The organism is Microlunatus endophyticus, assembly GCF_014646195.1.
Taxonomy (GTDB): Bacteria; Actinomycetota; Actinomycetes; order Propionibacteriales; family Propionibacteriaceae; genus Microlunatus; species Microlunatus endophyticus.
Genome location: NZ_BMMZ01000003.1, coordinates 420,625 through 444,930, shown reverse-complemented (window position 1 = coordinate 444,930; position 24,306 = coordinate 420,625). Strand labels below are relative to the sequence as shown.

At 69.0% G+C, this 24,306-nt stretch carries 21 protein-coding genes and 1 riboswitch; of the genes, 15 read left to right on the top strand and 6 right to left on the bottom strand.

Annotated elements, in window-relative coordinates; all coding sequences use genetic code 11:
• Window positions 1–17 precede the first annotated feature (17 nt).
• The 3 genes from IEY07_RS08900 to IEY07_RS08890 are packed head-to-tail and all read left to right on the top strand — an operon-like array spanning window position 18 to window position 3,369.
• Complete coding sequence (locus tag IEY07_RS08900) at window positions 18–1,181, top strand: ferredoxin-like domain-containing protein (protein WP_188894818.1); 1,164 nt, start codon at window positions 18–20, stop codon at window positions 1,179–1,181.
• On the top strand, window positions 1,175–1,825 hold the full coding sequence (locus IEY07_RS08895; protein ID WP_188894883.1) for a precorrin-8X methylmutase: 651 nt from the start codon (window positions 1,175–1,177) through the stop codon (window positions 1,823–1,825). The genes IEY07_RS08900 and IEY07_RS08895 overlap by 7 nt, the downstream gene beginning before the upstream one ends.
• Window positions 1,822–3,369, top strand: a complete 1,548-nt coding sequence (locus IEY07_RS08890; RefSeq protein ID WP_188894817.1) for a precorrin-2 C(20)-methyltransferase — start codon at window positions 1,822–1,824, stop codon at window positions 3,367–3,369. The genes IEY07_RS08895 and IEY07_RS08890 overlap by 4 nt, the downstream gene beginning before the upstream one ends.
• A 31-nt stretch (window positions 3,370–3,400) precedes the next feature.
• Here IEY07_RS08890 and cobM read toward each other — a convergent pair whose 3' ends face one another.
• Together cobM and cbiE are read right to left on the bottom strand one after the other, a co-directional pair.
• The gene (cobM, locus tag IEY07_RS08885) at window positions 3,401–4,183 is read right to left on the bottom strand and encodes a precorrin-4 C(11)-methyltransferase (RefSeq protein WP_188894816.1); all 783 of its coding nucleotides are present in this window, start codon (window positions 4,181–4,183) and stop codon (window positions 3,401–3,403) included.
• A 44-nt stretch (window positions 4,184–4,227) separates the two neighbouring features.
• Entirely contained in the window at window positions 4,228–5,469 is a 1,242-nt protein-coding gene (gene cbiE, locus IEY07_RS08880) for a precorrin-6y C5,15-methyltransferase (decarboxylating) subunit CbiE (protein ID WP_229669874.1), read from the bottom strand.
• A gap of 69 nt (window positions 5,470–5,538) precedes the next feature.
• A riboswitch (adenosylcobalamin (AdoCbl) riboswitch) is annotated at window positions 5,539–5,628 on the top strand.
• A gap of 163 nt (window positions 5,629–5,791) precedes the next feature.
• Here cbiE and IEY07_RS08875 point away from each other — a divergent pair.
• The 10 genes from IEY07_RS08875 to IEY07_RS08830 are packed head-to-tail and all read left to right on the top strand — an operon-like array spanning window position 5,792 to window position 17,670.
• Window positions 5,792–7,879, top strand: a complete 2,088-nt coding sequence (locus tag IEY07_RS08875; protein ID WP_188894881.1) for a VWA domain-containing protein — start codon at window positions 5,792–5,794, stop codon at window positions 7,877–7,879.
• The gene (gene cobO, locus IEY07_RS08870; protein WP_188894815.1) at window positions 7,879–8,493 is read left to right on the top strand and encodes a cob(I)yrinic acid a,c-diamide adenosyltransferase; all 615 of its coding nucleotides are present in this window, start codon (window positions 7,879–7,881) and stop codon (window positions 8,491–8,493) included. The genes IEY07_RS08875 and cobO overlap by 1 nt, the downstream gene beginning before the upstream one ends.
• On the top strand, window positions 8,490–10,958 hold the full coding sequence (gene cobBC, locus IEY07_RS08865; RefSeq protein ID WP_229669872.1) for a bifunctional hydrogenobyrinic acid a,c-diamide synthase/histidinol phosphate aminotransferase CobBC: 2,469 nt from the start codon (window positions 8,490–8,492) through the stop codon (window positions 10,956–10,958). The genes cobO and cobBC overlap by 4 nt, the downstream gene beginning before the upstream one ends.
• The gene (gene cobA / locus IEY07_RS08860; protein WP_188894814.1) at window positions 10,955–11,716 is read left to right on the top strand and encodes a uroporphyrinogen-III C-methyltransferase; all 762 of its coding nucleotides are present in this window, start codon (window positions 10,955–10,957) and stop codon (window positions 11,714–11,716) included. The genes cobBC and cobA overlap by 4 nt, the downstream gene beginning before the upstream one ends.
• Window positions 11,713–12,678, top strand: coding sequence for a cobalamin biosynthesis protein (locus IEY07_RS08855; RefSeq protein WP_229669871.1), 966 nt, complete (start codon window positions 11,713–11,715; stop codon window positions 12,676–12,678). The genes cobA and IEY07_RS08855 overlap by 4 nt, the downstream gene beginning before the upstream one ends.
• Entirely contained in the window at window positions 12,675–13,433 is a 759-nt protein-coding gene (locus tag IEY07_RS08850) for a cobalt-precorrin-6A reductase (protein ID WP_188894813.1), read from the top strand. The genes IEY07_RS08855 and IEY07_RS08850 overlap by 4 nt, the downstream gene beginning before the upstream one ends.
• Window positions 13,434–13,488: 55 nt before the next feature.
• The gene (locus tag IEY07_RS08845) at window positions 13,489–15,606 is read left to right on the top strand and encodes an MMPL family transporter (protein ID WP_188894812.1); all 2,118 of its coding nucleotides are present in this window, start codon (window positions 13,489–13,491) and stop codon (window positions 15,604–15,606) included.
• Window positions 15,603–16,733 carry a sensor histidine kinase gene (locus IEY07_RS08840; RefSeq protein ID WP_188894811.1) on the top strand — a complete coding sequence of 377 codons (1,131 nt, stop codon included), beginning with the start codon at window positions 15,603–15,605 and terminating at the stop codon, window positions 16,731–16,733. Before IEY07_RS08845 ends, IEY07_RS08840 begins: the two co-directional genes overlap by 4 nt.
• Window positions 16,730–17,389, top strand: a complete 660-nt coding sequence (locus IEY07_RS08835) for a response regulator transcription factor (RefSeq protein ID WP_188894810.1) — start codon at window positions 16,730–16,732, stop codon at window positions 17,387–17,389. The genes IEY07_RS08840 and IEY07_RS08835 overlap by 4 nt, the downstream gene beginning before the upstream one ends.
• Window positions 17,386–17,670 (top strand): hypothetical protein, encoded by a 285-nt coding sequence (locus IEY07_RS08830; RefSeq protein ID WP_188894809.1) that lies wholly within the window; start codon window positions 17,386–17,388, stop codon window positions 17,668–17,670. The genes IEY07_RS08835 and IEY07_RS08830 overlap by 4 nt, the downstream gene beginning before the upstream one ends.
• A gap of 26 nt (window positions 17,671–17,696) precedes the next feature.
• Here IEY07_RS08830 and IEY07_RS08825 read toward each other — a convergent pair whose 3' ends face one another.
• Genes IEY07_RS08825 through IEY07_RS08815 form a run of 3 tightly spaced genes read right to left on the bottom strand, consistent with a single transcriptional unit; the run spans window position 17,697 to window position 20,086 of the window.
• Complete coding sequence (locus IEY07_RS08825; RefSeq protein WP_188894808.1) at window positions 17,697–18,098, bottom strand: (R)-mandelonitrile lyase; 402 nt, start codon at window positions 18,096–18,098, stop codon at window positions 17,697–17,699.
• 27 nt (window positions 18,099–18,125) lie between these two features.
• On the bottom strand, window positions 18,126–19,034 hold the full coding sequence (locus tag IEY07_RS08820) for an aldo/keto reductase (RefSeq protein ID WP_188894807.1): 909 nt from the start codon (window positions 19,032–19,034) through the stop codon (window positions 18,126–18,128).
• A gap of 11 nt (window positions 19,035–19,045) precedes the next feature.
• The gene (locus tag IEY07_RS08815; RefSeq protein WP_188894806.1) at window positions 19,046–20,086 is read right to left on the bottom strand and encodes a zinc-binding dehydrogenase; all 1,041 of its coding nucleotides are present in this window, start codon (window positions 20,084–20,086) and stop codon (window positions 19,046–19,048) included.
• Between the two features lie 103 nt (window positions 20,087–20,189).
• Here IEY07_RS08815 and IEY07_RS08810 point away from each other — a divergent pair, with 103 nt between their 5' ends.
• Together IEY07_RS08810 and IEY07_RS08805 are read left to right on the top strand one after the other, a co-directional pair.
• Window positions 20,190–21,053, top strand: coding sequence for a helix-turn-helix transcriptional regulator (locus IEY07_RS08810; protein WP_188894805.1), 864 nt, complete (start codon window positions 20,190–20,192; stop codon window positions 21,051–21,053).
• Between the two features lie 109 nt (window positions 21,054–21,162).
• Window positions 21,163–21,537, top strand: a complete 375-nt coding sequence (locus tag IEY07_RS08805) for a hypothetical protein (RefSeq protein WP_188894804.1) — start codon at window positions 21,163–21,165, stop codon at window positions 21,535–21,537.
• A gap of 324 nt (window positions 21,538–21,861) precedes the next feature.
• Here IEY07_RS08805 and IEY07_RS08800 read toward each other — a convergent pair whose 3' ends face one another.
• The gene (locus IEY07_RS08800; RefSeq protein WP_188894803.1) at window positions 21,862–24,147 is read right to left on the bottom strand and encodes a family 78 glycoside hydrolase catalytic domain; all 2,286 of its coding nucleotides are present in this window, start codon (window positions 24,145–24,147) and stop codon (window positions 21,862–21,864) included.
• Between the last annotated feature and the right edge of the window lie 159 nt (window positions 24,148–24,306).

The following is a 24,306-nucleotide window of genomic DNA, read 5'->3' as shown; positions in this document are numbered from 1 at the left end:
GTCCCTATGATGGCCCGGTGATCGAACCGGAACACCAGCGCGCTGATCGCTGCCCGGGCCTGCTCACCCCGCACAAGGCCGAGGACGGGATGCTCGTCCGAATCCGGATCCCCGGTGGCCGGATCAGTGCCGGCCGGCTGCAACGGCTGGCGATGCTGGCTGCCGAATACGGCCAGCCCGAACTCCAGATCACCTCGCGCGGCAATGTGCAGCTGCGCGGCATCGACGCCGACCGGCTGGCAGACCTCAGCGACGCCGTCACCGATCTCGGCCTGTTGCCGTCGCCCGACCACGAGCGGGTCCGCAACATCGTCGGATCGGCCCTCGCAGGCCTGGGCGGCCGGCCGGCCGTGTCATCGGTGATCACCGAGCTCGATCAGGCGATCTGCGCCGATCCGGAACTTGTCGGTCTGCCCAGCCGCTTCCTGTTCGCGGTCGACGACGGCAGTGGCGATGTTGCCGGCCTCCGGTTCGATCTCGCTGCCCGATGGCTGTCGGAGGATCGCTGGTTGATCGTCGCGGGCACCGCCGTGCCCCGGGCGAAGATCACCGACCGAGCCGGCGTGGTACCGGAGATGATCATGGTCGCCCGACGGTTCCTGGCACTGCGGAAGCGATCCGCGACACCACCCTGGCATCTCCACGAGACCAATCCGGACGAGTTGGATCCGACAGGTCTCCTGGACGGTTGGTCGGCGCTGGAGGAGCTCATCGCGACTGCAGGCCCGCTGGTCCGATCCGGTCCGACCCCGCTGGGTGCGATCGACGGTGCGGCCTCGGTGTCGGTGCCGCTGGCACGGTTGACCTCCCGACAGATCGATGTACTGGCCACTGCGGCTGGTGCGGGCGAGGTTGTCCTGACTCCCTGGCGTGGTGTGGTGGTGCCCGGCGCGGCTGATCGGTTGGATGAGCTTGCAGCGGTCGGCCTGATCGTTGATGATCACTCGGCCTGGAACGGGTTGACCGCCTGCGTCGGGGCTCCGGGCTGCGGGAAGTCCATGATCAACACCCGGGAGTTCGCTGCTGGGCTGGCGGCAGTGCTGGACGATCAACCCGGGCTGCCGATCCACATCAGCGGCTGCGGCCGCCGCTGTGGGACGCCCTCCGGCCCGCACCACGACCTGGTCGCTCCCGATGATCTTGATCGGGCGATCGCAAGCCTGGGAGGAGTGGCATCGTGAACCGGCCACCGAAGTTGTACGACTATGTCGACGACGGTGCGGAGATCTACCGCCGATCCTTCGGCACGATCCGCGAGGAAGCCGACCTGTCCGGCTTCGGGCCGGATGCGGCGACGATCGCGGTTCGGATGATCCACGCAGCGGGCGACGTCCGGATCACCGACGATCTGCGGATCCACCCTGATCTGGTGGCGGCTGCGCGGGGAGCGCTCCGTTCGGGCGCGCCGATCCTGGTCGACGCGACCATGATCGCCTCCGGCGTCACCCGTTCCCGGCTGCCCGCCGACAATCAGGTGATCTGCCGGCTTCATGACCAGGCCGTGCCGACGATCGCTCGTGACTGGCGCACCACCCGTTCGGCGGCAGCGGTCTCGCTCTGGCTGGATGATCTTGATGGTGCAGTGGTCGCGATCGGCAACGCGCCGACGGCGCTGTTCCAGTTGCTGGAGTTGATCGACGCCGGCGCGCCGCGGCCGGCCGCCATCGTCGGGGTGCCGGTCGGCTTCGTGGGATCCGCCGAATCCAAGAAGGCGTTGGAGGCCAATCCGTACGACATCCCCTATCTGGTGGTGCATGGTCGCCGTGGCGGATCCGCGATGGCGGCCTCGGCCCTCAACGCTCTGGCCCGGGAGGCGGAGCTGTGAGCAGCGTCGCTCCCACCGGTGGAGGGCGTTTGTACGGCGTCGGTGTCGGTCCGGGTGATCCCGAGTTGATCACCGTGAAAGCGGCGAAGCTGATCGCAGCCGCAGACGTGATCGCCTACCACTCGGGCACGCACGGCCGCTCGATCGCCCGGTCGGTCGCCGACAACCTGGTGCCGGACACCGCGATCGAAGAGCTGCTGGCCTATCCGGTGACCACCGGCTCGACCGATCACCCGCTCGGCTACTACGGCGTGATCAGCGACTTCTACGACGCTTCCGCCGACCGGCTGGCCGAGCACCTGACCGCGGGCCGGACGGTGGTCGTGCTCGCTGAGGGCGATCCGCTGTTCTACAGCTCTTATATGTATCTGCACGACCGGCTCTCCGGACGGTTCACTGCGGAGATCGTTCCGGGAGTGACCTCGGTCAGCGCCGCGACCGCTGCCCTGGCAACCCCGGTCAGCCGGCACGAGGATGTGCTGACGGTGCTGCCCGGAACGCTGCCGCTGCCCGAACTGGCCCGCCGCCTCGCCGACACCGACGCGGCGGCGATCATGAAACTCGGGCGCACCTTCGACACCGTGCGCGAAGCGCTGCGCCAGGCCGGTCGGTTGGACGACGCCTGGTATGTCGAGCGGGCCAGCACCGGCGACGAACACCGCCGCCGGGTTGCCGAGGTCGAGCCCGGCCGGGTGCCGTACATGTCGATGATCATCGTTCCCGGTCGGGACCGGCGCTCCGACAGCGCCGACCGGCACCGCAGCCTGGATCGGCCCGGCTACCGGGGTCGAGCAGCCGGCGTGACGGTCGGCGAGGTCTTCGTGCTCGGCCTCGGGCCCGGCCCGGATCGCTGGCTGACTCCCGAGGCCACCGAGATCCTGGACCGGGTCGGACACGTCGTCGGCTACGGCCCGTATGTCGATCGGGTGCCGCAGCGCGCCGGGCTGGAACGTCACTCCTCGGGCAACACCGTCGAGGTGGACCGTGCCGGATTCGCCTTGCAGCTGGCCAATCAGGGCGAAAGCGTCGCGGTCGTGTCCGGAGGGGACGCGGGAGTCTTCGGTATGGCGTCGGCCGTCTACGAGGCGGCCGAGGATCCGCGGTTCGCGGCTGTCCCGATCACGGTTGTCCCGGGGCTCACGGCGGCCCAGGCCGTCGCGGCCCGTGCCGGCGCTCCGCTGGGCGCCGACTATGCGGTGGTCTCGCTGTCGGACCGGCTCAAGCCGTGGTCGGTCATCGAGAAGCGGCTGGATGCGATCGGCGCTGCCGACCTGGTGTTGGCGATCTACAACCCCGCCTCCCGCAGCCGGACGACCCAGCTCGGCCAGGCACAGGAGATCCTGCTCCGGCACCGATCGCCGCACACACCGGTGATCATCGGACGCGATGTCGGTCGCGATGGCGAACAGCTCGAGGTCACCACGCTCGGCGATCTCGATCCAGCCACGGTCGACATGAAATGCCTGGTGATCATCGGCGCGACGGGGACCCGGCTCGGGCCGCATGGCGTCTGGACGCCGCGCTTCGTCCCCGCCGAGTCGTGATCATCTGCCATTGATCATCTGCCATTGATCATCACGGGCGGTCGCGTTTGCCGTAGAGATGCGATTCGACGAATTCCGTTGCCTGCAAGGCCCGGCCGACCATGATCACCGCGGCCTGGCGCAGCCCGGCGGCCTCGACCTGGTCGGCGATGTCAGCGAGCGTTCCGCGCAGCACGACCTCGGTCGGCTTGCTCGCATCGGCCACCACGACGACGGGACAGTCGGTGCCGTAGGCCGGGATCAGTTCGGTCGCCAGCTGCCGGGTCCGGCGGATCGCGAGATGCAGCACCAGCGTCGCCCGATGCGCGGCCAGCCCGGACAGGGACTCACTGTCCGGCAGCGCGGTCGAGGCGGCCTGCGCGCGGGTCAGGATCACCGTCTGGGCAACCTCGGGAACGGTCAGCTCACGACCGATGCGGGCTGCCGCGGCCGCGTAGGCAGGCACGCCGGGGGTGACATCCCACGGCACACCCGCCCGGTCGAGCCGCCGGGCCTGCTCGGCGACCGCGGAGTAGATCGACGGGTCACCGGAGCACAATCGCGCCACATCCCGTCCGGCGCGATGGGCGGAGACCAGCCGCTCGGTGATCTGGTCAAGATCAAGACCCGAACTGTCGATCAACTCCCCATCGGCAGGGCAGTGGGACAGGATCTCCGGATCGACATAGGTGCCTGCGTAGACGCAGACCGGCGAGGCCTGCAACAGCCGTACGGCCCGCAGCGTCAGCAGATCAGCCGCTCCCGGCCCGGCCCCGATGAAGTGCACCCTGCCGGTCGCCGATCCCGGACTCACGTCCGGGGTGGGTTGCTCCATGATGTGATCCTTCGTCGTCGTTCCGGCGGCTGCGGGGTTCATGGTCAGGCGCGCTTCGTCACGGCCCATTGGGTCACCGAGCGGGCCGGTTTCCAGCCGAGGTAGCTGCCCAGTGGTTCGAGCGCCTCGATCCCGATCCGGCTCAGATCGCCACCGTAACGGCGGGAGGCGGCGAGCAGCAGTGACTCGGATTCGACCGTCACCGCATGGGCCACCAACCGACCGTTGTGGGGGAGTGCCGCCATGGCCCGGTCGATGATTCCGGCCGTCACTCCGCCGCCGACGAAAACCGCATCCGGTCTCGTCAGCGTGTCCAGTGCCGCATCGATCGAGTCCGTCACCACCTGGATGCCGATCGCGCCGAGTCGTCGGGCATTGTTGGTGATCCTCGCGGCCCGTTCCGGGTCGCGCTCAACCGCGACGGCCCGGTTCCGCGGATCCTGACGGCACCATTCGATTCCGACCGAGCCGGCCCCGGCACCGAGATCCCACAACAGCTCTCCCGGGACCGGGCGCAACCGGGTCAGCGCGGCGGCCCGCAGGTAGCGCTTGGTCAGCTGGCCGTCATGATCGAAAGCGTCGTCCGGCAGCCCGGGGGCTGTCGACCACAGCGCCGGGTCGCCGTCTCGATCCGGCAGGCACTCGACGCACACCAGTTCAAGCGCCGGCACGTCAGCACAGTCCCAGGTCCCGGCACGACCGTCGAGCCGCGTCTCCTGGTCCGTGCCGAGATCGGAGAGCATGATCATCCGGCTGGAGCCGAAGCCGGCCTCGGTCAACCGGGCCGCGATCTCGGCAGGACTGTCGCGGTCCCAGCTGAGCACCACCAGTCGGGCGTCCGGTCGGCATTGCGCGACCACTTCGTACGCGCCGCGGCTCACCCTGACCGACTCGCAGGTCTCCGCCGGCCAGCCCAGCCGTGCTCGGGCCAGCGCGACCGAGGACACTGCAGGGTGGATGCGGACCCGGTCGGTCCCGAACAGTTCGATCGCCGTCCGGCCGATGCCCGCGACCAGCGGATCACCGCTGGCCAGCAGCACCATCTGCTGCCCGCTACGACCCTCGACCAACTCGACCAGGCCCGCTCGCAAGGGCGATGGCAAAGCGACGAGCTCCGCATCGGGTATCGCGATGGCCGATCGCGTGACCTCGGCCAGCAGTCGCGACCCAGCAACGATCACCCGCGCCCGGGCCACGATGCTGCGGCTCGCGGGGTCCAGCGTGGAGAGCCCGCGAGCCGGTACGCCCACCACGTCGATCCTGTCGTCCGCCGACCCGTCCGTCACGGAAGCCGAGCATAGAAGGTGACACCCGGGCTTGGAGATCGGCGGCCCGAACGCCGTAGGATCGGCCTCGGCGTCGGGAGAGGAATCCGGTGCAAGTCCGGAACGGTCCCGCCACTGTGATCCCGCGACCGCGGGAAAGTCAGGCCATCGACCGGCGCCCACGGCAGTCTCCGGCTGCCGTGCCGGCCCATCGACGCAGGCGAGGACACCTGCGGGAGGACACGATCTCTTGTCGACGTTCCAGCAGACCGACCCGGTCGCCAGGCCGCAGTCCGGCACCAGGGCAGGGTTCCCCTTCACCGCCGTTGTCGGCTCCGATGACATGGCTCTGGCGCTCGTCCTGTGCACGGTCTCTCCGGCCATCGGCGGCGTGCTGGTCCGCGGCGAGAAGGGAACCGCCAAGTCGACCATGGTCCGGGCGCTGGCGGCCATCATGCCCGCCCAACAGGTGGTCGACGGATGCCGCTTCGGCTGTGACCCTGCCGACCCGGATCCGGGCTGCCCGGATGGTCCGCACCACGTCACTCCTGGGGTCGAACGGCCGGCCCGCCTGGTCGAGCTGCCGGTCGGCGCCACCGAGGATCGCGTCATCGGGTCGCTGGACCTGCAGCGGGTGCTCGGCGAGGGCCGCACGATCTTCGAACCGGGCCTGTTGGCGGCGGCCAACCGCGGAATCCTCTACGTGGACGAGGTCAATCTGCTCCATGATCATCTGGTCGACCTGCTGCTGGACGCCGCCGCCATGGGCCGGTCCACCGTGGAACGCGACGGCATCTCGGTCACCCACGCCGCGCAGATCATGCTGGTCGGCACCATGAACCCGGAGGAGGGCGAACTCCGTCCGCAGTTGCTGGACCGCTTCGGTCTGACCGTCGAGGTTGCCGCTCCGCGTGAGCCCGATCTGCGCGCGGAAGTGATCAGCCGGCGTCTCAGGTTCGACGCCGATCCGGTCGCGTTCGCCCAGCAGTACGCCGCCAGCGAGCAGCAACTCAGGGAGCAGATCGTCCGGGCGCGCCGGGCGTTGCCCGCCGTCGTCCTGGGGCCGCAGGCGCTGACCAAGATCGCGGCCGTCTGTGCAGGGTTCGACGTCGACGGTATGCGCGCCGACATCGTCACCGCCCGGGCCGCTGTCGCCCATGCCGCCTGGCAGGGCCGCGATCGGGTCACCCGGGACGATATCCGCGCCGCCGCCCGGCTCGCACTCCCGCACCGCCGCCGGCGGAATCCGTTCGACGCTCCCGGTCTCGACGAGGACCTGCTGGACGAGCTGCTCGGCGACGACGAGCCCGACACGGATCCAGAGCCGGAGCCGCCGGAGCCCGATGATCCGGACGGAAACGATCAAGGTCCGGACGGAAACGATCAGGGTCCGGACGGCGGTCAGACGGCGAGCGACGGCGATGACGCACCGCAGCGGCCGGACGGTGACCGGTCCGGCATGGATCAGCAGCCGGCCGATCGCAGCTCCGACGATCAAGGTCGCCAAGATCACCGCGGTGATCAACAGCCTGAGGATCGGCTTTCGGAAGATCAACAGGGCGATGACCGCGAGGATGGGGACCCGTCCGACGAAAGCCCGGCTGTTGTCGGACGGGTCGCGGCCGCGGAGAAGCCGTACCGCACCCGGCTGTTTACCGCCACGGGACTCGGCACCGGAGCCGCCGGCCGTCGATCCCGGGCGCTGACCAGTTCCGGCCGCGTGGTCCGGGCCGCGGACCGGTTCCAGCGCGGTGATCGCGTCCACCTGCCGGGAACGGTCCGCGCGGCGGCGCGCCGCGGGCTCGACGCCGGCAGGCTCGCGGTCCGCGGAGATGATCTTCGCAGCGCGATCACCGAGGGCCGGGAATCCAATCTCGTCCTGCTAGTGGTGGACGCGTCCGGTTCGATGGCCGCCAAACGGCGGATGGAGGCGGTCAAGACTGCAGCACTCTCGCTGCTGCTGGACGCCTACCAGCGTCGTGACCGGGTCTGTCTGATCACCTTCGCCGGGCGTGCCGCCGACCTGGCGCTGCCGCCGACGTCATCGGTCGAGGTCGCCGCCCGCCGGTTGACCGACCTGCCGACCGGCGGTCGGACGCCGTTGGCCGAGGGGCTGTTGCGTGCGACCGAGACCGTCCGGATCGAACGGATCCGGGATCCCCGCCGCCGCCCGCTGATGATCTTGATCACCGATGGCCGGGCAACCGCCGGACCGGACCCGCTCGACCGCGCCGGACGGGCGGCCGACCTGGTCAGGGCAGCCGGCATCCAGACCGTGCTGATCGACTGTGAGACGGGCCGCTTCCGGATGGGGCTGGCCAGCCGACTGGCCGCCAGGATCGGCGCCAGTTACACCAGGGTCGACGAGGTCGCAGCGGATACCATCACCGGCGCCGTCGCGGAGCACCGACCGCACCTCGGAGCTGCCTGATGCCGCAGGGACACGTGTCGGAGACACCCGACGACGGCCTGACCACCCGCCAGCGTCGCAACCGGCCGCTGCTGATGATCCACACCGGAGACGGCAAAGGAAAGTCCACCGCCGCCTTCGGCCTGGCACTGCGGGCCTGGAACCAGGGCTGGTCAACGGCGGTCTTCCAGTTCGTGAAATCGGCGAAATGGCGCATCGGCGAACAGAGCGCTCTGGAGCAGTTGGACCGCGCGCACCAGGACTCGGGTGTCGGTGGACCGATCGAGTGGCACAAGATGGGCTCGGGCTGGTCCTGGACCCGCCGTGCCGGTAGCGACGATGATCATGCCGCGGCTGCCGCCGAGGGCTGGCGGGAGATCAAGCGCCGACTCGCCGCCGAACAGCACCAGTTCTACGTGCTCGACGAATTCAGCTATCCGATCAACTGGGGCTGGGTCGATCTGGACGACGTGGTCGCGACCCTGACGCAGCGCCCGGGCAACCAGCACGTGATCATCACCGGCCGCCGGATGCCGCAGGAACTCCTCGGCGCAGCCGACCTGGTCACCGGGATGACCAAGATCAAACACCCGTTCGACGCCGGCCAGAAGGGCCAGCGGGGGATCGAGTGGTGACCAGCCAACTATCGGTGCCGGCACCGCCACGGATCGTGGTGTCCGCCCCCGGCTCCGGACAGGGCAAGACGACGATCGCCACCGGTCTGATGGCGGCACTGCGGCACCGCGGTGAGCAGGTGGCCGGATTCAAGATCGGCCCCGACTACATCGATCCCGGCTACCACAGTCTGGCCACCGGCCGCCCGGGCCGGAACCTGGATCCGCGGTTGTGCTCGGAAGAACTGATGCTGCCGCTGCTGTTGCACGGCTCGAGGAGTCCCGGGCCTGCTGATGTTGCCGTGATCGAGGGCGTGATGGGCCTGTACGACGGCCAGCTCGGCACCGACGGCTATGCATCGACCGCGCACGTCGCCCGGCTGCTGCAGGCACCGGTGATCATCGTCCTGGATGTGTCCGGCGTCTCCCGCACCGCCGCCGCACTGGTGCGTGGGCTGATCGCCGAGGATGCGCGGTTGTCGATCGCCGGCGTGATCATGAACAAGGTCGGCTCGCCGCGCCATGCCGGGGAGATCAGGCGGGCACTCGACGATCACGGCATCGTCACACTCGGCGCCGTGCCGCGCGATCGCGGTGTCTCGGTACCGTCCCGCCACCTCGGTCTGATGCCGGCTGCGGAGCGGCCGGACGCCGTCGACGTGATCGGCCGGCTCGCCGACGAACTGGCCGACAGCGTCGACCTGGACGCGGTCCTGACGGCTGCTCGCAACGCCCCCGTGATCGCTGGGACACCCTGGGATCCGACCACCGTCGTCCGTCCCGCGTCGGATGAGCGCCCCGTCGTCGCGATCGCGGGCGGACGGGCCTTCACCTTCCGGTACGCCGAGACCGAGGAGTTGTTGTCGGCCGCCGGCTGCCGCCCGGTCAGCTTCGACCCTGCCGAGGACATCGCGCTGCCGGCGGACACGGCGGGAATCTATCTGGGCGGAGGATTCCCGGAAGTACACGCGGAGTCATTGGCCAGGAATGCCCCGCTGCGTGACGCCATCGCGGACGCCGTAGGACGAGGCGTTCCGACGGTCGCCGAATGCGCCGGGCTGCTCTACCTGGCGAAGAGCTGCGACGACCAACCGATGGTCGGCGTGCTCCCGACCGACGGTGTCATGACCGAGCGGCTCACGCTGGGCTACCGCACCGGCGTCGCCGATCATGATCAGCTACTGGCCGGGGCCGGCGAAACCGTGACCGGACACGAGTTCCATCGGACCGCGGTGACACCGGACGGATCCACCCCGCCGGCATGGCTGTTGGGCGGACGGCCGGAAGGCTTCTCCCTGGATCCGGCCGGCACCGGTACGCCGACCGTGCACGCCTCCTATCTGCATATCCACTGGGCGGGACATCCGACCGTCGCACAGCGGTTCGCCGATGCTGCGCATCGCTATCGGCAGCGCGTCGGCCAGCACGCCTACGACCTTGATCATCACGGCGACCGGGACATCGCCGACGGGCTGGTCGACCTGGCGGTCAACGTCCGGCTGGGCGCACCGCCGGCCTGGCTGGCGACGATTCTGCGGGACAGCATCGATCATCTCGCCGGCTATCCGCGGATCGATGCAGCGACGCAGGCGATCGCGGCGGCGCACGGTGCCGATATCGACCAGGTGTTGCCGACTGCTGGTGGTGCCGAAGGGTTCACCCTGATCGCCCGGGGCGTACGCGGTGATCATCCGCTGGTGGTGCACCCGCAGTTCACCGAGCCCGAGGCCGCGCTCCGGGCTGCCGGTCGCAGGCCCAGACGGCTGGTGTTGTCGGAGGCCGACGGTTTCGTCCTCGATCCGTCCGCCGTCGATGATCATGCGAATCTGATCATGATCGGCAACCCGACCAACCCGACCGGCGTCCTGCACCCCGCCGATCAGATCCGTGCGCTGGTCCGGCCGGGCCGGGTGGTGTGTGTCGACGAGGCGTTCATGGATGCTGTTCCGGGGGAGCGGGAGTCGTTGCTGGGCGGGGATCTGACCGGCATCGTCGTGTTGCGCTCGTTGACCAAGACCTGGGGCCTGGCCGGCCTGCGCGCCGGGTACGCCGTCGGTGATCCGGCCATCATCGCCGACCTCCGCCGGCAGCAGGCCCCCTGGTCGGTCTCGACTCCGGCAGCCGACGCGATCGTCGCCTGCCTGTCAGCACAGGCTCGGGCGGAAGCCGCCCGCGCAGCGGAGGAATTCGACCGGTTGCGTACGCCACTGGTCTCCGGACTTCGCGACCTCGGCCTGAGCGTCCTCGGGGATCCGGCGACGCCGTTCGTCCTGGTCGACTGTGCCGGCTGGCCGGGGCGACCGGGTTGGCTACGGCTCGCACTGCGCGATCATGGTGTCGCCGCACGGCGGGGCGACACCTTCCCCGGGCTCGGTCCGGATTGGATCAGGGTCGCGGTGCGCGACCCGGGGACGACCCGTGGGTTCTTGTCGACGTTGGCCGATATCAAAGCCGGAGCCGTGAACCATCAGGAGATCCCGGCATGACGGGCCGTGTGACCCTGGTGGGTGCCGGCCCCGGTGACCCCGACCTGATCACCGTGGCCGGGTTGAAGGCGATCCGGGCAGCGGAGGTGATCATCCACGACCGGCTGATCCCGGCCGAGTTGCTGGCCGAGGCAGGGCCAGGCACGACGGTCATCGATGTCGGCAAGATCCCGCGCCGTCCCGGCCCGTCCCAGGAGTCGATCAACGAATTACTCGTGAATTACGGCCGCGAGCACGACGTCGTCCGGCTCAAAGGCGGCGACAGCTTCGTCTTCGGTCGCGGCGGCGAGGAGGTCGCCGCCTGCACCCAAGCGGGGATCGCGGTGCGGGTGATTCCGGGTATCACGTCGGCCGTTGCTGCCCCGGAACTCGCCGGCATACCAGTGACGATGCGTGGCCTCACCCAGGGCTTCACCGTCCTTTCCGGCCATCTGCCGCCGGGAGACGCGGGTTCGTCGGTCGACTGGTCGGCGCTCGCCCGGACCAACACCACTCTGGTGATCTTGATGGGGATGGCAGAGATCGCAACGATCAGCGAGACCTTGATCGCCAACGGCCTGCCGGGCGAGACTCCGTCGGCGGTGATCGCCTCTGCAGGTGGCCCTGCGCAACGGACCCTGGTGGCGACGTTGGCCGGCCTTGCGGCGGCCGTCGACGCTGCCGGACTGACGCATCCGGCGGTGATCGTGATCGGAGCGGTGGCGGGTCTGGCCACCGGTTCGGCGGAGCCGATCGAATCCGGGAGCCTGGCATCGTGAGCCGGTTGCAGCGCCGTGCGGATTGGACGCTGCCGGCCGGTCTCGCGCTCGGCTATCTCGCCGATCTCGCCCTCGGCGATCCCCGCCGTTGGCATCCGGTGGCCGGATTCGGGACGGTCGCAGCCAGGCTGGAGACTTTCAGCTATCGCGACCGCCGTAGCGCCGGAGTGCTGCACGTGGCGGCATTGCTCGGCGGCGTCGCAGGACTCGGCAGCCTGCTCTCGTTGTTCGGGCGCGAGCGACCGTCGGTCAAGATCATTCTTGTCGGGCTCTCGACCTGGGCTGTACTCGGTGGCCGGTCGCTGATCACCGAGGCCGAGGTCCTGCAGCGCCAGCTGGCTGCTGATGATCTTGTTGCAGCCCGTCGGCAGATCACCCATCTGGTCGGCCGGGATCCGGCCCGGCTGACGGCGGCCGATCTTGCTCGGGCGACTGTCGAGTCTGTCGCGGAGAACACCTCGGACGCCGTCGTCGCACCGCTCTTCTGGGGAGCCGTGCTCGGCATCCCCGGGTTGCTGGGCTATCGGGCGATCAACACCCTGGATGCCATGATCGGGCACCGCAGCGATCGCTATCGTCGCTTCGGCTGGGCCGCCGCCCGGATCGACGATGTGGTCAACTGGCTGCCGGCCCGGATCGGTGGAGGCCTCGCTGCCGTGACGGCGCCGCTGGTCGGCGGACGACCGAAGGACGCGCTGATCGCGGTCCGGACCCAGGCCGGCCGGCATCCGAGCCCCAACGCAGGTGTGGTGGAGGCCGCATTCGCCGGAGCACTGGGCGTACGTCTCGGTGGCATCAACAGCTATCAGGGTGTCGAGGAGAACCGGGGAACCCTCGGATTCGGTGATCAGCCGACGATCGCGGACGTGTCACGGAGCGCCCGGCTGTCGCGGTTGGTCGGAGTAGGAGCTGCGGCGGTCGCGGTCGGTCTCGCGGCCGCATTCGGCAGGAGGCGTTCGTGATCTTGATCCTCGGCGGGACCGCCGAGGCCCGTAAACTCGCGGCACTGCTGTCGGAGGCGGGCCATCCGGTGACTAGCTCGCTGGCAGGACGCGTGAGCAATCCTGCGATGCCGGTGGGAGCCGTACGCATCGGGGGTTTCGGCGGAACCGACGGCCTGATCCGCTATCTGCGGGGATCCTCGATCACGGCGATCGTCGATGCGACCCACCCCTTCGCAGCGACCATGTCCGAGCACGCCGCCGCTGCCGCTGCTGCGACCGGACTGCCGCTGCTCCGGCTGACCAGGCCCGGATGGTCCGGCCATCCCGGGGCCACAAGCTGGATCTGGGTGCCCGACCTCCACGAAGCTGTCGCCGCCGGAGATTCTAGTAACCGGCCCTTCATCACGACGGGCCGCCAGACCTTGGACGCCTATGCCGGCTGGGCGCAGAAGCAGGCGCTGGTCAGACTTGTTGAAATGCCGGCAGCTCTATTGCCGACGGCGTGGACGGTCGTAAGGTCGCGTGGTCCGTATGATCTCGACAGCGAGCTCGAGCTGTTCACCCGATACGGCGTGGATCTACTCGTGACCAAGGATTCCGGTGGCCGGCACACGATCGCCAAGCTCGATGCGGCCGGGCGGCTTGCGGTACCGGTGATCATCATCGCCCGGCCGCCGCTGGCTGCGGCGCCCGAGGTGGGCGATCCGGTCGCGGCGGCACAGTGGATATCCGATCTCGAGCTGCACCAACCCGGCGACCAACAATCTGGGTAGTAACGATCAACGCTGTGCTGATGCGCGGACGGGCTCTTCGCTGCAGGATCGAAGCATGGACCCGATCGCTCACCGCCGCTCGCGGCGCGCTCTGCCCGTCGTCGCAGCAGCATTGGTCTTCGTGGCCTGGGTCGTCGTTGCGTCATTCGGCGGCCCGACCTTCGGCACGATCTCCAACGTCACGAACAACGACCAGGCGTCGTACCTACCGGCCAGCGCCGAATCGACGAAGGTGCAGGGCCTGGAGAAGTCGTTCTTCGGCAGCGACAGCATTCCGGCGACCGTCCTGTTCGTCCGCACGGGCGGCCTCGAGCCGACGGATCCCGGCGCGGTCGCGTCCCTGGCGAAGCGGCTGGATTCGATTCCGGGCGTCGGCACCGTCCAAGGCCCCATCCCCTCCAAAGACGGGGCGGCGCTGCAGCTGGTCGCGTCCGTGGACGCCGCGGCCGATGCCGGCACGGTTGTCGGCTCGATGCGCTCAACGCTGGACTCCCACAAGGTGACCGGCCTGAACAGCTGGGTCACCGGACCGGCCGGGCTGAGCGCGGACTTCGGCGCTGGGTTCGCGGGCATCGACGGTGTCCTGCTGATCGTGGCGCTGGCGGCCGTCTTCGTGATCCTGCTGATCGTCTACCGCTCGCTGCTGCTGCCGGTGATCGTGCTGGTGACCTCCGCCTTCGCCCTGACCGGCAGCATCCTGGTCGTATACGCGATGGCCAAGGCCGGTTGGATCATCGTGACCGGGCAGAGCCGCGGCATTCTGGCGATCCTCGCGATCGGTGCCGCGACCGACTACTCGCTGTTGTTCGTGGCCCGCTACCGCGAGTCACTGCTGCAGAACCGGAGCCACGTGGTGGCCGTACGCCAAGCCTGGCGTCGGGCGATCGAGCCGATAGCCGCCTCGGCTGCCACCGTGATCCTTGCCGTCCTGTGCCTGGGTTTCTCCGATCTCAACTCCAACAAAGGTCTCGGCCCGGTCGGTGCCGCGGCGATCGCCTTTGCTTTCCTGGCGACGGTCTCGGTGCTGCCCGCGATGCTCATCCTCGTCGGGCGGGCGGCGTTCTGGCCCGCCGTCCCGCACTTGCGAGTGGATCCCGAGGCGGCTCCGTCGGGCGGCCGGCTGTGGGGTGCTGTCGGCGGCCTGGTCGCCGGCCGGCCCCGCATCGTGTGGGTGCTGACGGCGGTCCTGCTCGGCGTGCTCGCGACCGGTCTCGTCGGCCTCCGCGCGACCGGTGTCCCGCAGACCGACCTGCTGTTGACCTCATCGGAGTCGGTTTCCGGGCAGCAGCAACTTGCACGCCACTTCGACGCCGGAAGCGGCAGCCCCGTGATCATCATCGCGCCGGCGGCGCGGTCGGCCGCCGTGATCACCGCGGCCGAGGGCGTACGCCATGTGTCGTCGGCCGCTGCCTTCACCGGCGGTCGCCCCGACGCCGGCGCGTCACCCAAGATCGTCGACGGCCGGGTGCTGATCGAGGCGACGCTGGCCGTCCCGGCCGACTCGGCGACCGCGGAGAGCACGGTCACCACGCTGCGCGACCGGCTCACCCGTGTCGATCCCGCCGTCCTCGTCGGCGGCACCTCGGCCCTCGACCTGGACAGCAACACGGCGGCGCAACGCGATCTCCGGACGGTGATCCCGATCGTGCTCGCGTTGATCTTCGTGATCCTGGCGCTGTTGCTGCGTTCCCTGGTCGCTCCGCTGTTGTTGATCGCAAGCGTGGCACTCTCCTATGCGGCGACGCTCGGCGTGGCCGCGGTGGCGTTCAACACGATCTTCGGCTTCCCGGGCGCCGATCCGTCGGTGCCGTTGTTCGGCTTCGTCTTCCTGGTGGCACTCGGTGTCGACTACAACATCTTCCTGATGACCCGAGTCCGCGAGGAGACCGGACACCTCGGGCATCGGACCGGTGTCGTGGCGGGCTTGCGCGCTACCGGAGGGATGATTACCTCCGCCGGCATCGTGCTGGCGGCGACCTTCGCCGCGCTGGCCACGATCCCGATCCTCTTCCTGGTGCAGATCGCCTTCATCGTGGCGTTCGGCGTGCTCCTGGACACGTTCCTGGTGCGCAGCCTGCTGGTACCGGCGCTGGCGATCGACGTCGGTCGCCGGTTCTGGTGGCCGTCGCGGCTCGCGCACCGTGATCCGGCAGCAGTCGAGGCCGAACCGTGACCGAGGGGAACCAACCGGCGTACGCGTCAGGATTACGCCGAGTGCTCACCCGGTGGGGTGTGCCGCTCTTCACGATGGGGCTCGCGATCATCGCGGTCAGCGCCGAGTTGACGACCTTCGACCAGCCGACCCCGGCGCCGGTCTGGGCATACTTGGTCGCCCTGCTGACCTCAGCGACGCTCTTCGCCCGGACCCGGTGGCCGGTCCCGGTCGCGGTCGTGATCCTGGCACTCTGCCTCGGCTACCACCTGCTGGGCTATCCGGGACAGGGTCCGGCGTTCGCATTGGTGGTCGTGGTGTTCTCGATCCCGAAGGCAGGTCGGCTTGCGTGGTCGCTGCCGGTCGGCATGGCCGTCGGACCGGTGTGGTCGGTGATCCCGACGCTGCCGCCGCATCCGGTGTCCTGGCTGGACTGGGCGGTCCTGAGCCCGATGCTGGGCATGATCACGATCGCGGTGATCGGCGCGGTCGTGACCGTCTCGGCACGACAGACCGCGGCCGAACACGCCGCGCAGGCCGCCGAGACGCGGGCCGAGATCGCCCGCGACATCCACGATGTGCTCGCCCACACGGTCGCCGCGATCACGGTCCAGTCGAATCTCGCCCTCGATGCGATCGACGACGATCCCGAGATCGCCAGGTCGGCCGTCCGACGCGTTCGTGATCTTGCCCGGGCTGCCACCCCGCAACTGCGGCACTCCCTGCTGCAGTTGCGCGACGACGGACGTCCCGAGCAGCCGCAGCCGACCCTCGAGTTGATCGGCCGGGTCCTCGACGATGCCCGAGCGGCCGGTTTCCAGGTCACAGAGGACATCGAACCCGTACGCGGCCGGCTCGGTCCCGTCACTGAACTGACGGCGGCACGAATCGTGCAGGAGGCCGTCACCAACGTCGTACGGCACTCCGGTGGAGGACGACTGACCTGCAACATCAGCACGGACGAGGATTCTCTGAGTCTCGAGATTCTCGACGACGGCAGCCGGATGCCTGGCCCGGAAGGGTTGGGGATCGCCGGGATGAGGGAACGCGCGGCCGCCCTCGGCGGCATCGTCGAAGCGGGCCGGACCTCGTACGGCTACCGGGTGCATGCGAGCATCCCGATCGCACCGCGAGGAGCCGCGACATGACCGTCCGGGTCGGAATCGCCGACGATCAGGAGATGGTCCGCGAGGGACTGCGGGCCTTGTTGCAGCGTGGCGGTTTCGACGTCGTCGGTGAAGCTGTCGATGGCCAGGACGCGATCCGGCTCGCCCGTCGGGAGCGACCGGACGTGCTCCTGATGGACGTACGGATGCCGAAGCTGGACGGCATCGAGGCCACCGCGATGATCACCGCGGAGCCGGCGCTTGCCTCCGTACGGGTGTTGATCGTCACCACGTTCGGTCTGGAGGAGTATGTGTTCGGGGCCCTGCGGGCAGGCGCAAGCGGCTTTATCGGCAAGGATGCGGACGCCGGCGAGCTCCGGCGGGCCGTCGAGATCATCGCAGCGGGGCAGTCGTTGCTCGACCCCAACGCCACCCGCCATCTCATCGATCGCGCGCTGCGCGGGCCGGGAGCCGACCCCGCCGCCCGCACCCGGCTCGCCGGGCTCACTCCGCGCGAATTCGAGGTGCTCCGGATGGTGGCGAAAGGTCTGTCCAATGACGAGATCGCCCGGGATCTGGTGATCTCCCAGGCAACCGCTCGGACGCACGTCGCCCGGGCGATGATCAAGACGGGCGTCCGCGACCGCGCACAGCTGGTGATCCTCGCCTACGAGGCCGGCGAGGCGGGACGTCGGTGAGCAGGGACCAGACCGAGATCGACGAAGACCGCGCCCTGCTGTTGGCCGTACGGGGGAGGCAGTGGACGAATACCGCGCGGCTGCTGGTCCTGCCGACCGGCTGGTCGGCGGACGTTGACCGGTTGTCGATCGGCTGGGGCAGTGCTTCGGTGAAGGTGCCGAGCGAACCCGATCCCGGCAAGCCGCTGGTGCTGGTCCACGGCGCCATCGGCGCCGGACGCGTCCGGTTGCGTACGCCCAACCGCCGCGACCGCCGGATCGCCCGGCGCAGCACGCGGTGATCCGACCCCGGTCGGCAGCGAGCCTCTCAGCGGCGGTTGTAGTCCTCGTCGCTGACCTGCTCGAGCCAGTTGGCGCCCAGCGGCGGCTCGCTCGAGGTGTCGTAGACGGCCAGGTGCTCCATGAAGTCGGTGGGCGTCGCGCCGTGCCAGTGCTCCTCGCCGGGCGGCGTGTAGATGGTCTCGCCCGGTCGGGCGATGATCACCGTCCCGTCCCGGGTACCGAGCAGTGCGACGCCCTCGGTGATGTGCAGGGTCTGACCGAGGTCGTGCGAGTGCCAGGCCGTACGGGCTCCCGGGGTGAAGCGGACCCGGTTGAGGTTGGCACGTTGGCCGTCGGCTTTCGGCGTCGCGATGACGTCCAGCCAGACGTCGCCGGTGAACCACCCCGCCGGCCCTTTGCCGGTCGGGGTCTTGGGTTCGATGATCATGATCTTCCTTCCGTTCGGCAATGCCGGTCAGGCCTCGGGAATGACGCGGGCGAACATCTCCGGACGCGGCACGTCGGGATCGGGCCCGTTGCGTACGCCACGGTCGAGCGCGTCGATGCGGGCAAGATCATCGTCGGACAGGGCGAAGTCGAAGACGTCGAAGTTCTCCGCGATGCGCCCCGCGTTGGTCGACTTCGGGATCGCCGAGCGGCCCCGTTGCAGGTGCCAGCGCAACATCACCTGGGCCGGCGTCCTGGAGTGCTCGGTGGCCAGCTCACGGAGCAACGGATCGTCCATCACGCTGACCCGTTCGTCGCCGTAGCCCGGGTAGAAGGTGATCCCACCGATCGGGGACCAGGCCTGGGTGAGAATGTCGTGCTCCGCATCCGACCGCTGGACGTCCGGCTGGGTGAAGTAGGGATGCAACTCGATCTGGTTCACCGCCGGGACCACAGTCCGCTCGGCCAGCAGCCGGTCGAGGTGGTGGCGCATGAAGTTGCTGACCCCGATCGCCCGCACCCTGCCGTCGGCCAGCAGCGTCTCGAGCGCCCGGTACGCCTCCAGGGTCTTCTCGAAGCGGTCGGGTGCGGGTTGGTGCAGGATCAGCAGGTCGAGGGTCTCGACGCCGAGCTTTCCGATGGCCTTGTCGAAGGCGTGCAGGGTCTGGTCGTAGCCGTAGTCGGACACCCAGACCTTCGTCTCGATGAAGATGGCGTCGCGCTCGACGCCCGAGCGGCGGATGCCCTCGCCGACCTCGCGCTCGTTGGCGTACGCAGCGGCGGTGTCGATGTGGCGGTAGCCGACCTCCAACGCGGTCCGCACCGCGGCGGTCGTCTCGTCGGGCGGGCTCTGGAAGACGCCGAAGCCCAGGGCAGGCATGTCGACGCCGTTGTTCAGGGTGAGGCTGATATCGGTGTTGGGATCGGGCTGGTTCATCGCTGTTCCTCTCACGGTCGGATCATCACCTTCAGCGCGGTGCGGTCGTTCATCGCCGCGTAGCCGGCTGGGATGTCCTCCAGGCCGAGCTCCCGGTCGAAGACCCGGCCCGGCTTGACGGTCCCGTCGAGCACGGCGGGCAGGAGTTGCTCGATGTAGGCGCGCACCGGGGCCGGTCCGCCGGTGATGGTGGCGTTCTTGCCGAAGACAGGCCAACCGAGCTCGGCCTGGTCGTACTGCGGCACGCCGACCCGTGCGATCACCCCGCCGGGACGGACGATGCCCACGGCCTGCTCGTATGCCGGCAGGTGCCCGACCGCCTCGAGCACCCTGGGAACTCCTTGTCCACCGGTCAGGTCCATGACCCTGGCGATCCCTTCCTCGCCCCGTTCGGCCACGACATCGGTGGCTCCGAACTCACAGCCGAGGTCCGTACGCACCCGGTGGCGACCCATCAGGATGATCTGCTCCGCGCCGAGCTGCTTGGCCGACAGCACGGCGAGCAGGCCGACAGCGCCGTCGCCGATCACCGCCACCGTGTCGCCGGTCGTCACACCGGCCCGCAGTGCGGCGTGCCAGCCGGTGCCGTAGACGTCGGAAAGCGTGAGCAGGCCCGCGTACAGGGATTCGTCCACGGTGCCGGGCACCTTCACCAGCGTTCCGTCGGCCAGCGGGATGCGTGCCGCCTCGGCCTGCGCACCGCCCGTGCCGAGACGGGCCGAATTCCAGAAGCCGCCGTGTTCGCACGAGGTCTGGAGTCCTTCCCGGCAGAAGGGGCAGGTGCCGTCGGAGAAGACGAAGGGCGAGATCACGAAGTCGCCCGGCCGCACGGTCACGACCTCCGCGCCGATCTCCTCGACGACGCCGATCAGCTCGTGGCCGATCGTCTTGCCCTCCGTGCCGGCCGGTTGGGAGTGGTACGGATGCAGGTCGGAACCGCAGATGCAGGCGCGGGTGACGCGGACGATCGCATCGGTCGGTTCGACGATCATCGGGTCCGGGGCATCCATCACGCGAATGTCCCCGGCGCCGAACAGGTAGGTCGCTCTCATGGGTTCCACCCTTACTCCCCGTCGGCGTTCGCAGGAGTGACAGGTGTTCCGGGTAACGCCAGTACCTGCCTCGTGGCTTGGTCGGCGACGTAGGTTCGGCGGTATGAGTCACGTCGACGACGTGCGCGAATTCCTCTCCGGTCGCCGCGCCCGGGTCACCCCCGAACAGGCCGGGCTGCCTGCTTACGGCGGGCATCGCCGGGTGAAGGGCCTGCGGCGCGAGGAGGTCGCGATGCTGGCGGGCGTCAGCGTCGACTACTACGTACGCCTGGAGCGCGGGAATCTCTCCGGTGCCTCCGACTCCGTGCTGGAGTCGCTTGCCCGCGCCCTGCAGCTCGACGACGTCGAACGGGAGTACCTGTACGACCTGGCCCGCCAGTCACCCGCGCCGGGACCGCGTTCGCGGACCGCCTCACCCAAGCTGCGTCCGGTCGTCCAACAGGTCCTCGACGCGATCACGGACGCACCGGCCTGGGTGCGCAACAGCCGGCACGACTTCCTGGCCACCAACCGGTTGGCGCGCGCCCTGCACGCCCCGATGCTCGAACACCAGCCGCATCCGGCGAACAGCGCCCGCTTCGTCTTTCTCGATCCGGCCGCCCCCGGGTTCTACCGCGAGTGGGAGCGGGTCGCCGAGGACACCGCCGGTTTCCTCCGCCAGGAGGCGGCCCATGCTCCGTACGACAGATCGCTGCAGGAACTGATCGGCGAGCTGTCGACGCAGAGCGAGGTGTTCCGCCGGAACTGGGCCCAGCACAACGTCCGCACTCACCGGGCCGGTACGAAGAAGCTGCACCACCCGGTGGTCGGCGACCTCGACCTCAACTTCGAATCGGCCGAACTGACCTCCCAGCCCGGGCTGATCCTCGTCATCTACACCGCTGCCCCGGGCAGTTCCAGTGCCGACGCGCTGAATCTGCTGGCCAGCCTGGCGGCCACCGAGCCGGAGCAGTCTCCGGCCAGGTGAAGCCTGTCACCCCGGTCAGGACCTGCGGCTACTGTTCGGGATGAGCCTGCCCCGTACCCGTCACATGGCGAGGACAGCCGGTGGCAGGCCAGGATCGGAGTAGGCGATCATGCTCGTCGCATTCATCGGTGCCGCATCTGTCGTGATCGCCGCGGTCATCACCGGCGTCTGGACCGTGATCGCCGAGAGCACCGATCACGCCCGCGCCCAGCAGGAGGCCGACATCCTGAGCAAGCTCGACACGAACTCCGACGCCGCTCGCTGGCTGCGCGAGATCATCGACAGCAGGGTCGGCCGCTGGCACCGACGGATCTTCCGTCCCAAGCAGGGTCAGGTGCATGCCGTCTACGGCGCGACGGTGGCCAGGTCGATGGAGCCGAAACCGGCAGTCGTGGCGCCGCCGTCGTGGATCATCGTCCTGGTGTTCGCGGTCGGCGCCGTCGCGCTGATCGTGATCGGGATCCTGGCAGCGGCGACCCGGTAGCGATCACATCCCCGGACAAAACGATAGGCCCGCGAGCCGGTACTGGTTGCGGTCAGTACAACGGCCAGCGGGCCCACGCGGCACCGACACGGGAAAAAACAGGGTCGTGCGACCGAGGTTCCCGAAACGCGGCGCCCATCCCGATCGCCAGCCAGCCCTGCCAGGAGCCGTGTCGACCGGGACGACTGAGGTCGCCGGTCCCGGCGAGCTCGTGACCGTCTCAGCGAAACGGCCTTGTCTGATACAGAACATTCAACTTGATCAGCGGGTCGCGCGTGGGAAATTCGGAGAATTTGCGGGCCCGATCCGGCAGTGAGGCCCTGATCAGGTGAGCTGGGCGGTGAAGTGATGGTGACCCGAGCTGACCGTCTCCGCCGGTTGACCCGGCAGCACGACCTCGGCCGAGCAGTCGTTCGGCACGGTCACGTCCAGAGCGAACTCGCCGCCGTCCACGGTCCAGGAGCTGCGGACCTCGCCGTGTGGGGTGCAGATCGTGCCGCTGGCAGAGGTGAGCCCGCCGCCGGGTTGCGGCGCGATCCGGATCCGGGAGTAGCCGGGCTCGGCAGCGTCGATGCCGACCACGACCTTGTGCAGCCAGTCGGCCACCGCGCCGAGCGCATAGTGGTTGAAGCTGGTCATCTCGCCCGGATTGATGCTGCCGTCGGGGAGCATCGAGTCCCAGCGTTCCCAGATCGTTGTGGCGCCCATCGTGACGGGGTAGAGCCAGCTCGGATTCTCCTTCTCCAGCAGCAGCTTGTATGCGGTGTCGAGGTGCCCGGTCTCGCTGAGCGCCCAGCAGACGAACGGCGTACCGGCGAATCCGGTCGAGACCCGGTAGCCCGCCTTCTCGGCCAGCTCGGCGAGTCGGTTGCCGGCGAACTCCCGCTTGGCCTCGTCGATCAGATCGAAGTGGATGGCCAGGGCGTAGACGGTCGCGCAGTCGCTGGTGATGATGCCGTGATCGTCGACGTACTCCTTGTTGAAGGCTGCCTTCAGGTCGTCCGCCAGCTTCGCGAAATGATCATGGTCGGCTGGATGTCCGAGCAGCTCGGCGGTCCACGCCACCAGCACGGCCGTACGGTAGGCGCAGGCTGTTGCCACCACGCCCTTGTCGGCCTTGGCATCGCCGGCGGCCTCCGGCGGGGCGTCCGGATCGAGCCAGTCGGCGAACTGGAAGCCGGTGTCCCAGAGTCCGTTGTCCGACAGCGACCTCTCGATCGCTCGGGCGTGCTCGACCATCGATTCGTACTGATCGGTCAGGATCTGTTGATCACCGTAGGCCTCGTAGAGCGTCCAGGGCACCCAGACCGCCGCGTCGCCCCAGAGTGCGGTGACCGGCTGGTTGTGCTCGATCTCGCCTTCGCGGGGCCGGAGCTTGAGCACGTCCGGAGCCACGAACGGCACCCGGCCGCCGGCGTGCAGCTGTTCCTCGGCAAGATCACGAAGCCAGTCGGCCAGGAAGTCCTTGACGTCGAAGTTGTACGCCGCCGTGGGCGCGAAAGCGGCGATGTCTCCGGTCCAGCCGAGCCGCTCGTCGCGCTGCGGGCAGTCGGTCGGCACGTCCAAGAAGTTGCCGCGCTGGCCCCAGATCACGTTGCGATGCAGCTGGTTGACCAGTTCGTCGGAGCACTCGAAGGTCCCGATCCGGCGCAGGTCGGAGGAGACCACGACGGCCTCGAGCGAGTCCGGCGTCAACTCGCCCGGCCAGCCGGTCACCTCCACGTAGCGGAATCCGTGGAAGGTCTTGGTCGGTTCGAAGAAGTCCTCGCCCCCGGAGAGGATGAAGCGGTCGGTCTGCTTGGCCGTCCGTAGCGGGCGAGTGCCGAGCTCACCGTTCTCCAACACTTCAGCATGCGTGATCACAATCTCGTCGCCCGGCTGCCCCGAGACGGTGAATCGCAACCAGCCAACGAGATTCTGGCCGAAGTCGATCAAGGTCTTGCCCGACGGCGAGGTCAGGATCGCGACCGGCTTGATCGACTCGTGCCGGATCACCGGCGGGCCGATCGGCGCAGTCAACCGACCAGGATCGAAATCGAGGGCGCGCACGCCGGTCCAGGAGTTGTCGTCGAAGCCTGGGCAGGACCAGCCCGGCTGAGCCCGGCGGGCGTCGATGGTCTGCCCGTCGTAGATCTGGTTGTCGGTGGTGGTCGAGGGCCCGGACTTCCAGCTGTCGTCGGTGACGATCGTCTGGACGTGATCGTCGGCGTACGTCAGGTCGAGCCGCGCGACCAGGCCGAGCTCGTCGCCGTACAGGGCGATGCCGCCGGTGAAGCCGATCCGGCCGCGATACCAGCCGTTGCCCAGTGACGCCCCGATCGCCGCCTTTCCGCCCGCGGCGGGCAGCAGCGCTGTGACGTCATAGCTGCGGTAGCGGATCCGCCACTCGTAACTGCTCCAGCCCGGGGTCAAGACGTCCGGGGCGATCGGCTGTCCGCTGATCTCCAGATCGACGACGCCGAGTGCTGTCGCCGTCAGGGTCGCCGAGACCAGGTCGCCGTGGTCGGCGGCAAGATCGAATTCTTTCCGCAGCAGTGGTGCGGTGCCGTACTCGTCGTCGGCTGCGATCACAGTTGCGCCGACCAGCGGGTCGGCTGCTACTTCCGCCATTGGAAGTCCGTCCTTCGAGGTGAGGTTGAAACGTTCTAACTGGTCCATCCGAAAGCGAACCAGGATGCCGCTGCCGTGTCAAGGCCGATGATCAAGTCCGCTCCGCTCAGATGGTCGAGGCGACCTCCAGGGCATCCCGGCGAGCTCCAGCCGCGCGAG

Bases quoted from the DNA above. Each gene is read 5' to 3' on its own strand.
- cobO (WP_188894815.1), top strand. From the start codon at position 7,879: ATGCCGCAGGGACACGTGTCGGAGACACCCGACGACGGCCTGACCACC.
- IEY07_RS08820 (WP_188894807.1), bottom strand. From the start codon at position 19,034: ATGAACCAGCCCGATCCCAACACCGATATCAGCCTCACCCTGAACAAC.
- IEY07_RS08810 (WP_188894805.1), top strand. From the start codon at position 20,190: ATGAGTCACGTCGACGACGTGCGCGAATTCCTCTCCGGTCGCCGCGCC.
- cobA (WP_188894814.1), top strand. From the start codon at position 10,955: ATGACGGGCCGTGTGACCCTGGTGGGTGCCGGCCCCGGTGACCCCGAC.
- IEY07_RS08825 (WP_188894808.1), bottom strand. From the start codon at position 18,098: ATGATCATCGAACCCAAGACCCCGACCGGCAAAGGGCCGGCGGGGTGG.
- IEY07_RS08815 (WP_188894806.1), bottom strand. From the start codon at position 20,086: ATGAGAGCGACCTACCTGTTCGGCGCCGGGGACATTCGCGTGATGGAT.
- IEY07_RS08805 (WP_188894804.1), top strand. From the start codon at position 21,163: ATGCTCGTCGCATTCATCGGTGCCGCATCTGTCGTGATCGCCGCGGTC.
- cobM (WP_188894816.1), bottom strand. From the start codon at position 4,183: ATGGAGCAACCCACCCCGGACGTGAGTCCGGGATCGGCGACCGGCAGG.
- IEY07_RS08875 (WP_188894881.1), top strand. From the start codon at position 5,792: ATGGCTCTGGCGCTCGTCCTGTGCACGGTCTCTCCGGCCATCGGCGGC.
- IEY07_RS08835 (WP_188894810.1), top strand. From the start codon at position 16,730: ATGACCGTCCGGGTCGGAATCGCCGACGATCAGGAGATGGTCCGCGAG.
- IEY07_RS08845 (WP_188894812.1), top strand. From the start codon at position 13,489: ATGGACCCGATCGCTCACCGCCGCTCGCGGCGCGCTCTGCCCGTCGTC.
- IEY07_RS08800 (WP_188894803.1), bottom strand. From the start codon at position 24,147: ATGGCGGAAGTAGCAGCCGACCCGCTGGTCGGCGCAACTGTGATCGCA.